11 protein-coding genes are annotated in these 16,182 nt (G+C 37.9%); 6 read left to right on the top strand and 5 right to left on the bottom strand.

Going from position 1 to position 16,182, the window contains the following annotated elements; genetic code table 11:
- Positions 1-86: 86 nt before the first annotated feature.
- The 4 genes from VB694_RS17305 (at position 87) to VB694_RS17320 (ending at position 9,767) form a co-directional block, all read left to right on the top strand.
- Positions 87-1,070 carry a CHASE2 domain-containing protein gene (locus tag VB694_RS17305; protein WP_323361572.1) on the top strand — a complete coding sequence of 328 codons (984 nt, stop codon included), beginning with the start codon at positions 87-89 and terminating at the stop codon, positions 1,068-1,070.
- A 63-nt stretch (positions 1,071-1,133) separates the two neighbouring features.
- Entirely contained in the window at positions 1,134-2,345 is a 1,212-nt protein-coding gene (locus tag VB694_RS17310) for an adenylate/guanylate cyclase domain-containing protein (protein ID WP_323361573.1), read from the top strand.
- Between the two features lie 17 nt (positions 2,346-2,362).
- Positions 2,363-7,174, top strand: a complete 4,812-nt coding sequence (locus VB694_RS17315) for a filamentous hemagglutinin N-terminal domain-containing protein (protein WP_323361574.1) — start codon at positions 2,363-2,365, stop codon at positions 7,172-7,174.
- A 10-nt stretch (positions 7,175-7,184) separates the two neighbouring features.
- Positions 7,185-9,767 (top strand): CHAT domain-containing protein, encoded by a 2,583-nt coding sequence (locus VB694_RS17320; RefSeq protein WP_323361575.1) that lies wholly within the window; start codon positions 7,185-7,187, stop codon positions 9,765-9,767.
- On the opposite strand, the gene VB694_RS17325 is transcribed toward VB694_RS17320, so the two are convergent.
- From VB694_RS17325 to VB694_RS17340, 4 genes are all read right to left on the bottom strand, one after another.
- The gene (locus VB694_RS17325) at positions 9,728-9,949 is read right to left on the bottom strand and encodes a Rieske (2Fe-2S) protein (protein ID WP_323361576.1); all 222 of its coding nucleotides are present in this window, start codon (positions 9,947-9,949) and stop codon (positions 9,728-9,730) included. The genes VB694_RS17320 and VB694_RS17325 overlap by 40 nt on opposite strands.
- A gap of 102 nt (positions 9,950-10,051) precedes the next feature.
- Positions 10,052-10,276, bottom strand: a complete 225-nt coding sequence (locus VB694_RS17330) for a hypothetical protein (protein WP_323361577.1) — start codon at positions 10,274-10,276, stop codon at positions 10,052-10,054.
- Positions 10,277-10,286: 10 nt separating this feature from the next.
- A complete protein-coding gene (locus tag VB694_RS17335; protein ID WP_323361578.1) occupies positions 10,287-10,550 on the bottom strand; it encodes a hypothetical protein in 264 nt (87 codons plus the stop codon).
- Between the two features lie 21 nt (positions 10,551-10,571).
- Positions 10,572-11,552 (bottom strand): hypothetical protein, encoded by a 981-nt coding sequence (locus VB694_RS17340; RefSeq protein WP_323361579.1) that lies wholly within the window; start codon positions 11,550-11,552, stop codon positions 10,572-10,574.
- 614 nt (positions 11,553-12,166) lie between these two features.
- Between VB694_RS17340 and VB694_RS17345 the strand changes: the two genes are divergently transcribed.
- Together VB694_RS17345 and VB694_RS17350 are read left to right on the top strand one after the other, a co-directional pair.
- Entirely contained in the window at positions 12,167-13,129 is a 963-nt protein-coding gene (locus tag VB694_RS17345; RefSeq protein ID WP_323361580.1) for a hydrogenase small subunit, read from the top strand.
- A gap of 67 nt (positions 13,130-13,196) precedes the next feature.
- Positions 13,197-14,792 (top strand): nickel-dependent hydrogenase large subunit, encoded by a 1,596-nt coding sequence (locus VB694_RS17350; protein ID WP_323361581.1) that lies wholly within the window; start codon positions 13,197-13,199, stop codon positions 14,790-14,792.
- 395 nt (positions 14,793-15,187) lie between these two features.
- Here VB694_RS17350 and VB694_RS17355 read toward each other — a convergent pair.
- A partial coding sequence (locus VB694_RS17355) for a diguanylate cyclase domain-containing protein (protein WP_323361582.1) occupies positions 15,188-16,182 on the bottom strand: 995 nt, incomplete at its 5' end.

The raw sequence follows: 16,182 nt of genomic DNA on the forward strand, positions 1-16,182 counted from the left end.
ATCCCTATATTATCTTGTCAAATATATGACAATTTAATGGTTACAATCTAAAATCAATTGATTGTCTTAATTAATGTACCTAGAGTATGGAGAAGATCAAACAATTTTGGCGGGAATGGCGGATTGTGGGGATTACTACACTTAGTATTGGCGGAGTAGTAATTCTTTTGCGTGTTCTAGGTTTGTTGCAATCTTGGGAATGGGCAGCTTTTGATCAATATATGCGTTTACGTCCTGCTCAACCACAAGATGACCGGATTGTGATTGCGGGGATTTCGGAAGCAGATGTACAATATCTGCAACAAGGTTACATTGCTGATAGTGTTTATACTCGATTGCTGGAGAAACTGAAAGCTAGAAAGCCCAGGGCTATTGGTTTGGATATTTACCGAGATTTGCCTTTTCAACCAGGACATGAGGATTTAGTGAAGGTATTTAAGTCTACTAAGTATTTGGTGGGGATTGAAAAAGTAGTAGGCGATCGCAATGGTAACACAGTTGCTGCACCACCTGTACTCAAAGCTCTGGGACAAGTAGGGGCAAATGATGTGATTATTGATGCAGATAACAAAGTGCGCCGGGGTTTTATTTATCTATCCGATGCGAATAAAAACAATGTCTATAGCTTTAGTCTTTATCTAGCATTACTTTATTTAGACAAAGAAGGTATTGCTCCTGAAACTCTGGAAAATGGTAAAATTTGGCAACTAGGTAAAACCGTATTTTCTCGGTTTCAAGCTGATGATGGTGGTTATATTCGTGCTGATGATCGTGGTTATCAGATGTTATTAAATTACCGTGGAAAAGCTGGTTTTTTTGATACAGTTTCCCTCAGAGATATTCTAGAAGACAGAGTACCAAAAGATTGGGGGCGCGATCGCATTATTTTAATTGGTACAGTCGGAGAAAGTTTCAGGGATTTATTTTACACTCCCTATAGCGGAGATTTACTGAGTATTCCTGAACCAATGTCCGGTGTAGAAGTTCATGCACATCTCACCAGCCAAATTATCAGCGCGGCTATGGAAGGTCGCCCTTTGATTAAAAGCTGCTCAGAAGCTCAAGAATAACTGTGGATTGTCTTCTGGGCTTTTGCTGGTGCTACTTTTACCTGGCGATGGCGATATCTATATTTGGACAAATCCCTGATATCAATCACTATCCGAGCTACCCTGGTATTAATCGCCGGAGTTTTGTTAAGTAGTACCTACGTAGCTATAATCTGGGGTTGGTGGTTGCCGGTAGTTCCCCCATTTTTAGCCTTTACAGGTTCTGTGATGGCGATTACCGCATATATAGCACACACCGCAGACTCAATTCGCAAAACTTTTGGACGTTACCTGACAAATGAGGTAGTGACAACTTTACTGGAAAGCCCGGAAGGATTGAAAATTGGCGGAAATAGGCAGAAAATTACCATTGTTACTTCCGATTTAAGAGGATTTACAGCCCTATCAGAACAACTGTCTCCAGAAATAGTGGTACAGATTCTGAACATCTATCTGGAATCTATGTTAGATGCGATCGCACAATATCAGGGAACTATCGACAAATTTATGGGAGATGGTATTGTTATTCTCTTTGGTGCGCCAACAATTAGAGAAGATGATCCTCAACGAGCCGTTGCTTGTGCTGTAGCTATGCAGTTAGCAATAATTGACGTTAATAAAAAATTACAGCAATTAAATTTACCAAGTTTAGCAATGGGTATTGGTATTAATACTGGTGAAGTCGTGGTAGGGAATATTGGCTCAGAAAAACACACCGAATACACCGTAATTGGTAAAGAAATGAATCTGGCTTTTCGGATTGAAGGTTATAGTACAGGTAATCAAATTCTCATTTCTGAGCCGACTTTAACAGCCATGGGAACATCAATTGTCAGAATAGATGGAGAATTGAAAATCAAACCCAAAGGAGTAAAAGGACTAATTACTGTTTATGATATTGGTGGCATTGGTGAACCATACAATTTATATTTAACTAAACAACCAGATATATATTGTCATTTAATAGAACCAATTCCCATCAGCTATCAATTAGTGGAAGGGAAACAAGTTTCTGAGCAGATATCTAAAGGGCATTTAATCAAACTTTCAGAAAAAGGAGCAGAAGTACAAATTGAACCTGGAGACGCAGATGCTTTACCACGTTCTTTAAGTAATATTAAACTGAATTTATTAATGAATAACAATCAAAACCAACAAAGTGAAGATATCTATGCCAAGGTTTTAGATAAACCTGCAACTTCGGGAAATTTTTATCTGCAATTTACTTTTAAACCTCCCGCAGAAGCTGGTATACTTTTTCAAGCTCTTTCTCAATCAATTAGAGTCAATAGCTAATATCAGGAATTGATATCATGAAACATCAAAAACAGCAGTATTTTAAATTGGCACTAACAACTTTATCTATTCTGAGTGGAATAATTGTCAATCAAAGTGCATTTGCACAACTTAAACCTGATCATACATTAGGTTCAGAAAATTCAGTTGTTAACAAAGTTAACGAATTCAAAGACATAATTAATGGTGGTGCTGCTAGAGGTGCAAATTTATTTCACAGCTTTGAAAAATTCAATGTTGGTGAAAATAGAAGTGTGTATTTTACCAATCCTACAGGAATTGAAAATATATTAACTCGTGTCACTGGGGGTAATGTTTCAAATATTTTAGGAATATTAGGAGTAGAAGGAACAGCAAATTTATTTTTAATAAACCCCAATGGGATTATCTTTGGACAAAATGCCAGTTTAGATATTCGTGGTTCATTTACTGCGACAACTGCGGATGAGATTAAATTAGGTGATAATGGTTTATTTAGTGCGACTGCACCAGCAACAAGTAATTTATTGAATATACAACCAAGTGCATTATTTAGAAATGCTTTGAGAAATCAGCTATCAGAAATCAAAAATGAAGGTAATTTACAAGTTGATGATGGTAAAAATATAACTTTATTTAGTGCAAATGTTACTAACACAGGCACATTAACAGCAAACAAGGGAACAATTCAATTAACAGGTGCGGAAAATTTAAAAGTGAGGGGAGGTATAGAAACAGGTACATTATTACTTAATACTAAAAATCTGATTATTGGTGAAGATGATAATGCGACAATTGATAAAACCACATTAGAAAGTTTATCGGGAAATACAAACTTGATATTTCAGGCAAAAAATGATATTACAATTAATCCTTTAAATGATCATAGTTTAAGCCTAGCAGATGGTAGCGGTAAGGTTACATTTACCGCTGATGCTAATGCTGATGGTGTTGGTAATTTTCAAATGGAAACGACCGATACCATTAAAACTAATGGTAGAGATATTAGTATTTCGGGAGCAAATTTAATATTAGGTAACATTGATACTTTATTAGTGAAAGGAGGAGATATTATTACTGTAATTGATATTGATGCTGGTGGTGATATACCTTTTAGCCGAACTGCCACTTTTACTTTCACAGTATCAGAAGAACAACCAATAGAAAATTTAGATGTACAGTTTTCAGCCAAACTTAATTACGCTGGTACCCTGGAAATTTCCCTTACCTCACCATCTGAAAAAACATTAGAGTTATTTAGGGATGTTGGGTTTGGAGAGAACTTCCAAGATACCTTATTAGATGATAGTGCAGCAACCGGTACTAATGGTATTTTACCTCCCTTCCTGGGAGCATTTAGACCCACGGGAAAAAGTGGTTTAGCTATTTTTAATGGTGAAAATCCTACAGGAATTTGGCAATTAAAAGTAACAAATGATTCTTTTGGCAACAATAATGGCACTTTATACAAAGCGGGTGAAACTGCATCTTGGGGAAAAGCAGATGGAACAAAGCTGATTTTTCGCACACCAATTACTGCTATTGGTGATAGCGGTGCAATTACTCTAAATGCTAGGTCAGGAAATATTAATGTTGGTAAAATCAATGCTAATAGTTTGACAGGTAATGGTGGTAAAGTTAATTTAGCAGCGACAGAAAATATTAATTTAAATGGCAGTTTAGCTGCTACAAATCATATTAACATTTTTGCTGATGCTGATAGTAACGGCAATGGTAATTTGATGATGAATATTAGTGATACTATCCAAACCAATGGAAAAAAAGTGGAAATTAAAGGTACTAATTTAACCCTTGGTAATATTAATACTAGCTTCCATCAGGGGGGAGGAAATATAACCTTAACAGCTGCTGGTGGCAATATTTCTACACAAAACCTATTATCTGCCTCATTTTCACGTCAAGGAACAACAGGAAATGGTGGGCATATTTCGCTTACTGCTGGTGGTCATATCTCAACACAAAACCTATTATCTACCTCATTTTCAAATGGAGGTATAGCAAGCAATGGCGGAGGTATTTCGCTTACTGCTGGTGGCAATATTTCTACACAAAACCTATTATCTGCCTCATTTTCATTTGCAGGTACAGCAGGAAATGGTGGAGATATTTCCCTATCTGCTGGTGGCGATATCTTGACACAAAACCTAGAATCCTACTCAACTTCATTTGAAGGTACAGCAGGAAATGGTGGAGATATTTCCCTATCTGCTGGTGGCAATATTTCTACACAATTACTAGAATCCTACACATCTTCAGATTTAAGCAAAGAAGGAAATGGCGGTGGTATTTCTTTATTTGCTGATGGTGATATCTCTACTAATTCCCTTTTCTCTTACGCATATTCATTTTCTGGCCAAGGAGGAAATGGTGGCAGGATTTCTTTTTTTGCTGGTGGCAATATCTCTACAAAAAACCTATTGTCTGCCTCATTTTCACCTGAAGGTATAGCAGGAAATGGGGGGGAGATGAATTTGAACGCTATGGGTGGTGATATTTTTACTCAATTCCTAGACTCCCACTCATTTTCACGTCAAGGTACAGCAGGAAATGGTGGCAGGATTTCTCTTTTTGCTAGTAGTGATATCTCTACACAATCTTTACACTCCTACTCATTTTCAGATTCAGGTACAGGGGGAAATGGTGGGGAGATTAATCTAAATGCCATGAATGGCAATATTCAGGGCATAAAAAATGAATATAGCCAAGAATTTCCAGTTTTTCATTCCTTTTCTATCTCCCAAACCGGACAGCCTGGACAGGCTGGTAATGTTACCTTAGCAGCCAAAAATCAAATTACAAATTTAGATATCTTAACTCTGTCTTCTGATTCCAAATCTGGAGATGTTCAAGTTCAAGGTTTTGGAAATTTATCTTTGACTAATATTGATATTATCACCACTAAACAGGTGACGCTTAATGAATCTTTTGGAGGAGAAAACATTGTTATCCTGGAAGTTGGTGGAGTAGGTCAATCAGGAAATGTGACTTTTGCCAGCACAGGTAATCTCACCTTCAATAATAGTCGCATAGATAGCGATACCAACGGCAGTGACCCAGCAGGAAATGTAACTATCACCAGTCCTAGTATTGTCACTTTCAATAATAGTAAAATTGCCAGCAACACCAACAACAAAGGCAAAGCTGGCAGTGTTCAAATTAATGCTAAAAAATTAACCCTCACAGATGCTTCAGAAATCTCCGCTTCCACCACAGCAGATGGTCAAGCTGGAGACATCACCCTCAATACTGCTACTTTAACAGTAGCCAATGGCGCTGAAATCTTCGCTACAACCACAAGTAGCGGTGATGGCGGTACAATTACCATTAATGCCGAAAAAGCTGTTAATCTCGGTATTGGTGTTCAAGACTCTTCTCCTATCCTCTCCGTTGAAACCAGTGGTGCAGGTAAAGCCGGAAACATCATCCTTAATACTCCTAGCCTCACCGTATCTGATACCGCCCGTATTACCGCTACAGCAACTAAAAACGCAACGAATACTAAAGGAGGCGGTAGCATCACCTTAAACGCCTCCAAAATAAACCTAGCCGGGGTTGTGGGAGTTTTTGCCGAAACCCAAGGACAAGCACCCGCAGGTACATTACAACTCAATCCTTACGAAAATCAACCCGATTTAGATATTACCCTCTTCCCCAAATCAATTATTTCCGCTTCCACTACCGCTAGTGGTAAAGGTGGTGATTTAATTATTACCGCACCGGAAAATATTAACATCTCAGGACAGGGAAAATTAGCAGTTGAAACTTCAGGAAGAGGTGATGCTGGCAATATTCAAATTAGCACTAAAAACTTAAATCTGAGTGATGGTGTGAAAATTTCAGCTTCTACATTTAGTAGTGGTAAAGGTGGTAATATCATCGTCCAAGTTAAAGATAATATTACCTTAAATGGAACAGATACCGGACTATTTGCTAGTACAGAACCAGGTTCAATTGGTGATAGTGGTAGTATTGATATTGACCCCCAAACATTAATCATTAAAAACGGTGCTGGAATAGGAGTCAATAGTCAAGGAAGTGGAGAAGGTGGAGATGTTTCTATTCAAGTTGGTACTCTCAATTTAGATAATAAAGGTTTTATTAGTGCGGAAACTGCTTCTAACCAAGGTGGGAATATTAATCTGAATATTCCAGATTTATTATTGTTTAGAAATAACAGCCAAATTACCGCCACTGCTGGTACAAATGGTGCAGGAGGAGATGGAGGAAATATCAATATTAATACTCCTTTTATTATTGCTTTTCCTAGTGAAAACAGTGATATTACCGCTAACGCTTTTAAAGGAAATGGTGGAAAAATCAACATTACAACTAACGCTATCTTTGGATTAGAATATCAACCTCAATTAACTTCAAAAAGCGATATTACCGCATCTTCTGATTTTGGGTTAGCGGGAGATGTGGAAATCAATACTCCTGATATAGACCCCACATCTGGTTTAATAGAATTACCTGGTAATTTAGTCAATGCAGAATCACTGTTAGGTAAAGATATTTGTTCTTATGAACAACGTGCTAAACAGAATTCTTTTACAATTACAGGAAAAGGAGGTTTACCTGCCGAAAGTGATGAATTAATTAGCAACTCCCCAGGTATGGTAGAATGGGTTATTCGTTCAGATAAGCAGGAAACAACACCAGTTGGGATGAAAGAAAAAGCAGTAAATCAGGAGGAAGCAAATATTAAAAATCCTATAATTCAGGAAGCACAAGGATGGATAATTACTGCTGATGGTAAGGTAATTTTAACAGCAGAAACACCAAAAGTTACGCTGCAAAATTCGGGTTTAAATCATTCTAATTGCCATTAAGGTAAATGTCATGAAGAAAATTTCAATTTTAACTCTTAGTATTTTATCTTTATCTGGCTGTTTTATAGCAGAGAAAGCCCTGGCTATTTCTAGTAATAACAACATCAATAATTCAACAATTGCTACTTCTTTATCTCTAGAAAAACAAGCTCAAGAATTATATGAGAAGGGGCAATTTCAGTCAGCAGTTGCGATTTTGCAAAATGCCATTAAAAATTATGTTGAGCAAAGTGATTCAGTCGGTCAGGTAATAGCTTGGAGAAATTTAGCTTTAGTTTATCAAAAAATGGGAGATTCAACCCAAGCAACCCAAGCAATTACCAATAGTCTGAACAATCTTAATCAAATAACAGATAACAAAGAACGTAAACAAATCTTAGCTCAAACCCTGGAAGTGCAAGGACAATTACAATTGTCTATGGGTAATTCCCAAACTGCGTTAGAAATTTGGAAACGTGCGACTGATACATATCAAGAAATTGGCGATAATATCGGATTAATTAGAAGTAAAATTAACCAATCTCAAGCATTGCAAGCTTTAGGATTATATAGTCAAGCGGTAAAAAGTTTACTTGATAGTCAGAAAAATTTAAATCAACAACAGGATACCTTGATTAAAGCTAAAGCACTACTAAGTTTAGGGGATGTATTGCGGGGAATAGGACAATTAGATCAATCCCAAAAAGCTTTAGAAGAAAGTTTAGTAATCGCTAAAAAATTATCTTCTCCTAGCGCAATTACTCAAGCACTTCTCAGCTTAGGTAAAACCAGTGCAGTGCAAAAGAATAATAATCCAAAAGCACTGGAATATTTTCAACAAGTTATCGAAAAATCACCCTCATCTGATTTAAAGATTCAAGGACAACTAAATAAATTAGAGCTATTGTTAAATACAGAGCAATTGTCAGCAGCAAAACAAATAATACCACAAATTCAAAGCAGTTTGATTCAATTACCTCTTACTCGTACAGCCGTTTATTCTCGGATTAGTTTAGCGCGAATTCTTCTCAAATTACCAAAAGAAAAATATTCCCAATCTTTGCTGGCCAATGAACTAGCCACAGCCATTAAAATATCTCAAAAATTAGCAGATAAAAGAGGAGAAAGTTATGCAACTGGAACTTTGGGAAATCTCTATGAACAAAATCAACGTTATCGAGAAGCTAGAGAATTAACAGAGAAAGCATTACTTATTTCTCAAAGCAATAATTCTCCAGAACTTAGTTATGAATGGCAATGGCAACTAGGCAGAATTATCACATCAAAAGGAGGAAATACAAAAGCTGAACGTGCGAGTGCAATAGCTGCTTATACTCAATCAGTTAAAACTCTCAAATCTATTCGCACAGACTTAGTTGCAATTAGCTCAGAAGCACAATTTGATTTTCGAGAACGAGTTGAACCCGTTTATCGAGAACTAGTCGAATTACTATTAGAAAAAAAACCTGGAGAAGAAAAACCCAGTCAAGAAGAACTCAAGCAAGCTAGAGAAGTAATTGAATCATTGCAACTAGCAGAACTTGACAACTTTTTTCGTAATGCTTGTCTAGATGCAAAACCTGTACAAATCGACCAAATTGATCGCACATCAGCAATTTTCTATACAATTGTTCTCAAAGAGAGTTTAGAAGTCATTGTTGCTCTTCCTGATCAAACTTTATATCACCATAGTAAAAAATTATCTCAGTTAGAAATAGACACCAATATTGAAGAATTACGAGCTAAATTAGCTCGTCGTGGAGAAATAGTTTTTCAGACACAAATGTTAGAACTTTCCCAAAAAGTCTATAATTGGGTAATCAAGCCAACTGAAAAAAAATTACAAGCTAATAAGGTTAAAAATCTTGTATTTATCTCAGATGGAATTTTGCGAAATATTCCTATGAGTATTCTTCATGATGGTCAAAAATACCTGGTTGAAAAATATAGTATTGCCAATGCTCCTAGTTTACAATTAATAGACCCCAAAGCGTTAGTTAGAGACAAAATTCAGGTTCTTGGTGGTGGAATTAGCAAAGCTCGCTTAGGTTTTTCTGCACTTCCTAATGTCATCTCAGAATTAGATCGGATTAAAGCCCAAGTTCCTAATTCTTTATTACTCAAAAATGATGCCTTTACAGATCAACAATTAGAGCAAAAAGTTCAAGAAAATCCTTATCAAGTAGTTCACTTAGCTACTCATGGTGAATTCAGTTCTAAGGCTGAAAATACTTTTGTTCTCACTTGGAATGAACGACTCAATGTAGATGATTTAAATAATCTTCTTCGTTCTGATCAAAAGCAGGTTCGTCCTATTGAATTATTGGTTCTTAGTGCTTGCAAAACTGCGGCCGGAGACAAAAGAGCAACTTTAGGATTAGCAGGAATGGCAGTCAGAGCAGGAGCGCGTAGCACTCTAGCTAGTCTTTGGTATGTTGATGATGAAGCTACTGCTTTATTAATGACTAAATTTTATCAGGAATTATCTAATAACAAACTGACTAAAGCAGAAATTCTTCGCAATGCTCAATTAGCAATTTTACGGGACAAGAATACAAAATTTTCCCATCCCTATTATTGGTCAGCATTCGTTTTAGTGGGGAATTGGCTGTAAACATTATCACCCTTCACTCTCACTTCATAACCTTGCAGGGAAACATCAGGAACAGTTAAACATTTACCTGTCTTTAAATCATATTGAAACTGATGTGATGCACAAGTAATAACTCCATTATCTACCTTACCTTTATCCAAAGGAAACCCCAAATGAGAACAAGCATTATGATAATTATCCATGAAAATCTGCGTTTTATCTGCGTTTATCTGCGTTTATAATAATTCAATCCCCCAGATAAATCTGTAGGGATTGATAACTTTCAGGATTGTATTTATCCAGACTCATTTCATTCTAAAATCTTTAACCAGAAAAGGCATAATCACACCTGTAACTAAACTAGCTACAGTAATAGGAATACAAAGGGGAATTGCTGCCTGTGCTAATAATACTAATATGAGTGTACCTATACCACTAGCAATGGTAGTTTGACGAAGAAAATATATGGGGTCACGGAAAAGGTTTCCTTTGAGAAATAATTTGACGGTAAACCAGCCAATTTCTATCATAAATATCCTCCTAGTAGTTAGTGAATAAGTTAAGCATTAATAAACCTAAAATCATGGCGGGAATAACTCCAGCAGGGGCAAATAAACTGCCAAGAGTTGCTGCAAATTTATAGCCTATATCTTTACCACCTAAAATCATCCCGCCAATTGCACCACCAATCATTGATATAAATGTGGCGATAATTACCCAAGTTAATGCTGTGGTAAAATTGAGTTCTGTATTCAAGCTATGCAGGAAATTTGTAAATGCTAGGTTGTGGAAAATTTCAAACATGACTCTTCTCCTAATTCGGTTTTAATGCAAGGCAAATGCTTGTATTTCTGCTGCCACATCTTGTAGTGCTTGGGCTACTAATTCTGCTTGTTCAATTTGTTGGTGTTCTGTAAATATTTGCCAAGCCTCTTGATAGTAGGATTTGGCTTTCAGCAGGTTTTGCGGATTCCCTAATTCTGGTTTTTCCGGGTTGTCAGGTAAGTTAAAAAGTGCGTTGGCTTTGTTAGAAATTGTGTTAGCATATTCTAAGGGTGTGTTTTGAGGATTACGCACTTTTAAAGCTTCATCGTAAGCAGTAACAGCCCGCAAGTTATTATCAATTGGATGGGAACTAATTAAATATTGCAAAGCATTACCTAAGTTGTTTTGCAACATTGCATATTCCCTGGGATGTTCAATTAAGTTAATATGCTGGAGTGCTACTTCAAAAGACTGTACTGCTAACCCTTGACGCAAATATTCCCGTTCTGAGGACATTGGCATGGAAAGGTATGCGATCGCTATATTATTATATAAAATCGCATATTCCTGTGGATAATCTTCCCATGTAAATACCCGCAAAGCCTCATGATAAGCTTGGATACTATCAGTCATCCGCGCTAAATTGTAGGTAACAAGGGACTGTAAAACTAACCCCAAATTCATCTGGGTTTCTGCTACTTCTTCAGGTGTAGCAAATTGCTGTAAAAGTGGTAAAGCTTCCTCATAACTTTCCTTAGCTTGTACTAATAATTGAGGGTTAGAATCGGGTATCATTTGTAAAGTACCCGCCATTCCCACTTTTGCTCGTGCTTTCAGTAAAGGATAATCTTCACCACACATTTGATAAGCACGATAAAACAATCCTAACCCACTTCTTAAGTCTTGGGAATTTTTCGGCTTTTTGAGAAAACCTTGCGCCATTTCTATCAGCATTTGGATTTTTTCCTCTGCTGTTGCTGACTCATCAGAAATGGCCGCCATAACCGCTTTTAAGGCTGAATCTGTAATACTAGAAGTCATAAATTGGCCATGATAATTGAGTCATCAACTAAGCCGATTTACGCAGTTTTTCAGTTTATACAGATTCCCCAATTTCTCATGGTTTCATCACAGATGATCAAACCAAAGCAGCCAAATCTTACGCTGGTTTCTTCATCAATAAGCCAAGAAATAAATTTCCTAGCTAAAAGCTAAATAGAGAGTTTTTACCTAATCCATTTACCAACTTAAATGAAAGGGTAATAACATCAATATTTCCCACTATATAACTCTCAATTGATAAAAATCTAGCGTGAATTTACTCATATTAATTTTAGTGACAACTCATTTATAACTTGAATGATGTTTTTTGTATAAGAAGTTGACAAATTATCTTGCAGTATAGTAAGATTCCAAAATCTACTACGCAGTAAAAATAGTAAAAGTAAATTTTTGTGGAAAATAATCTCATAATATTTAAAAATAATTTAATATAAAAGATCATTAATTGATCAATCAGCGAGACTCTACAAAATTCTTCAGCAGTAGAAATTCAAAATTGATAATGTTGCTAATTTTCCTGCGTATCTCCTCATCAACACGGGCGCAATAATCCCGTTTATCTCTCCACATCTACAACAGAAAAATCATAGCCAATGACTAATGTACTCTGGCTGCAAGGTGGTGCTTGTTCAGGTGACACCATGTCCTTCCTTAACGCCGAAGAACCTACAGCTTGTGATTTAATTGCTGACTTCGGCATTAACATCCTTTGGCATCCTTCCTTGGGTGTAGAACTAGGTGCAAACGTACAAACCTTGCTTTGGGAATGCGTCTTAGGTAAAACTCCCCTGGATATTTTGGTATTTGAAGGTAGCGTAGTTAACGCCCCTAACGGTACAGGGGAATGGGATAGATTTGCAGACCGCCCCATGAAAGAATGGTTACATGACTTAGCCAAAGCTGCCAGTTTTGTCGTCGCTATTGGTGATTGTGCCACCTGGGGCGGTATTCCCGCAATGGAACCTAATCCCAGCGAATCTAATGGATTACAATTTCTCAAACGCAATAAAGGCGGCTTTTTAGGTGCAGATTTCGTCAGTAAAGCCGGCTTACCTGTAATCAATATTCCCGGATGTCCCGCCCATCCTGACTGGATAACGCAGATATTAGTTGCTATTGCTACCGGACGCATCAGCGATATTGCCCTAGACGACCTGCACCGTCCCCAAACCTTCTTTAACACCTACGCCGAAACTGGTTGTACCCGCAACATTCACTTTGCTTACAAAGCCACAACCGCCGAATTTGGACAACGTAAAGGCTGTCTATTTTACGACTTAGGTTGTCGTGGACCCATGACCCATTCTTCCTGTAACCGCATCCTCTGGAACCGCGTATCATCGAAAACCCGCGCCGGAATGCCTTGTATCGGTTGCACAGAACCAGAATTCCCCTTCCATGACCTCAAACCGGGAACAGTATTTAAAACCCAAACCATTATGGGCGCACCCAAAGAACTACCCCCCGGAGTCAAGCAAAAAGATTACGCAGTCCTCACCGTTGTTGCTAAAGATGCAGCACCCAAATGGACAGATGAAGACTTTTTCTTGGTTTAGAAATTGGGTATTGGAAGAGAAATTTCTTTACCTGTTCCCTGTTCCCTGTTCCCTATTTCCTATCATTATGCCAATTCAAACATTAGATATTTCACCCGTTGGTAGAGTCGAGGGTGATTTAGATGTCCGTGTCGAAATTGACAATGGATATGTAACAAACGCCTGGACTCATGCTGAACTTTTTCGCGGCTTTGAAATTATCTTACGCGGAAAAGACCCCCAAGCAGGTTTAATTGTCACGCCCCGAATTTGCGGTATTTGTGGTGGTTCGCATTTAAGCTCTGCCTCTTGGGCATTAGATACAGCCTGGGGAACAGAAGTTCCTCGTAATGCAATTTTGGCGAGAAACTTAGGTCAAATTGTCGAAACAATCCAAAGCATTCCTCGCTACTTTTATGGATTGTTTGCCATTGACTTAACTAATAAAAATTATCGCCGTAGTCACTTTTATGATGAAGCTTGTCGGCGTTTTGCAGCTTTCACAGGTAAATCTTATGAGATTGGGGTGACAATTTCTGCCAAACCTGTAGAAATCTACGCTTTATTAGGTGGACAATGGCCGCACAGCAGTTATATGGTGCCTGGTGGTGTCATGTGCGCCCCCACTTTAACTGACATTACCCGCGCCTGGGCAATTCTGGAATATTTCCGCACCAATTGGTTAGAACCTGTTTGGTTAGGTTGTTCTTTAGAAAGATATGAAGAAATTCAATCTTATGAAGATTTCCAAAAGTGGTTAAATGAAGATATCAAACATCGAGAATCTGACTTAGGTTTATACTGGCGCATGGGCTTGGATATCGGTTTAGATCGATATGGTGCTGGTGTGGGTAAATATGTGACTTGGGGTTATATTCCCCATGAGGATAAATACAATAAACCCACCATTGAAGGACGTAATGCTGCTGTGATTATGAAAGGCGGTGTTTATGATAGCTTCAGTGATACTCATGCTTTGATGGATCAATCTTTTGCCCGTGAGAATTTAACCCATTCTTGGTATGATGAAGGTACTCAAGATTGGCATCCAAGCGATCGCACCACAGCACCAACAACCAACAACCAAAAAGATTTTGAAGGTGCATATTCTTGGTCAAGTGCAGTTTTACACCAAGACTTAGGACGTTTAGAAGCCGGACCCCTCGCACGTCAATTAGTTGCAGGTGGTAGACATGGTGAGTCTTGGCAACATTATGACCCCTTCATTCTCGATGTCTTCAAAAAAATGGGCGGTGCTAATGTTCATGTTCGTCAATTAGCACGAGTTCACGAAATTGTCAAGTTATATCGCCAAGCTGAACGCTGTTTAAGGGAGTTCAAATTAAACGATCCCTGGTATATCAAACCCAAGGAAAAAGATGGAAAAGGTTGGGGTGCAACGGAAGCAGCTAGAGGTGCTTTGTGTCACTGGGTAGAAATTGAAGCAGGGAAGATTAAACAATACCAAGTTATCGCCCCCGGTACTTGGAATATTGGACCCCGTGACGGTGAAGGTCAACTAGGACCGATTGAAAAAGCATTAATAGGAACACCTATTGAAGACCCTACAGACCCTGTAGAAGTCGGTCATGTAGCCCGGTCTTTTGATTCTTGTTTGGTGTGTACTGTTCACGCCCATGATGCCAAAACTGGGGAAGAATTAGCCCGTTTTCGCACTGCTTAATTTAGGTTTTGAGTTATGTTTTGTAGGGTGGGTTTTTCTCACCTTATTTAGGGTTTGCTGAGAAAGTCTTTCCGTGAGGGCAGGGAACAGGGAACAGGGAACAGGGAACAGTTTCAAGAGTTGGATGGGAGCGATTTTTCCTTTGAGTAGCAATTAAATGCAAGGTTTTTAAGTTTCCACCTCGTAAAAGCTTGCACTTTTTTTTACTTGAAAACGGCTTAAACCCTTTACCCGTAATCTTTTCATGTTTATTCAGCAAGCCCTATTTAACTTTTATTGTCAGAATTCAGGTGAGGCGATAAGATCCCCGACTTCTTTTGTTTATTGTGTTCATAAATGATAAATTTATCTGGTGAAGTCGGGGATCTGGAGAATAGGGAATAGGAATAGACCTATTATTCAGATGAGTAACAATAGCGATCGCGCCCCTTTTTTTTAGCATTGTACAATGCTTGATCGGCTGAACTGATTAGTATATCTGGCTTTATGTCCAACGAGGGTATGAGTGAGCAAATTCCCATACTAACGGTAACAATATTCTTGACATCAGACTTTGTATGGGGAATGGCCAGATCGTGAATTGCTTGCTGAATACTTTGTGCTACTTGAATTGCTCCCGCTAAGTCAGTATTAGGAAGGAGTATGGAAAATTCTTCGCCACCGTAACGTGATACGAGATCAGCAGGACGATAAACTGTTTTTTGTACTGTTTGAGCTAATCTGACTAGACAATCATCGCCTCCAAGATGACCATAATAGTCGTTATAATTTTTAAATTTATCAACATCAAATAAAATCAGTGCTAGGGGTTGTTGTTCTCGTGCAAGGCGGGTCCATTCTGCTTGCAGTCGTTCATCGAAACAGCGACGGTTAGCAACTTGAGTCAAACCATCTAAATTAACCAGTTGTTCTAGTTTTTGATTTGCAATTACTAACTCTGCTGTTCTTTCCTGTACGCGTTGTTCCAGGGTTTCAAAAGATATTTGTAATTCAAGTGCCATGTCGTTAAACGATCTTGCAAGTTGACCTATTTCATCTTTTGAACCAACTTTGGCGCGGATATCTAAATTACCTGCGGTAAACTGGGACACTATATTTGTAAGGTAAATTATTGGCTTTGTTAGCAGTTGCCCAATAGCAAAAGCGATAATTGTCGCTATTGAAGCGATAATTGTAAATAGAAAAATTGCGTCACGAATTTGCTTTTCTACAGGTGCTAGGGCAACACTAAGAGGCAGTGCAAATAACACAGACCAAGGTTTATGTTTTAAATGAGCGATCGCAATCAAATTAACCTGCTTTTCTGTTGATGCCAAAGATGAAATTAAATACGATTGTTTATTATCTAATGCTTGCTTTAGTTTTGATTCATTAGTCGCCAATTCTTTAA

The sequence above is a fragment of the Anabaena sp. UHCC 0451 genome, from assembly GCF_034931405.1.
GTDB lineage: Bacteria > Cyanobacteriota > Cyanobacteriia > Cyanobacteriales > Nostocaceae > RDYJ01.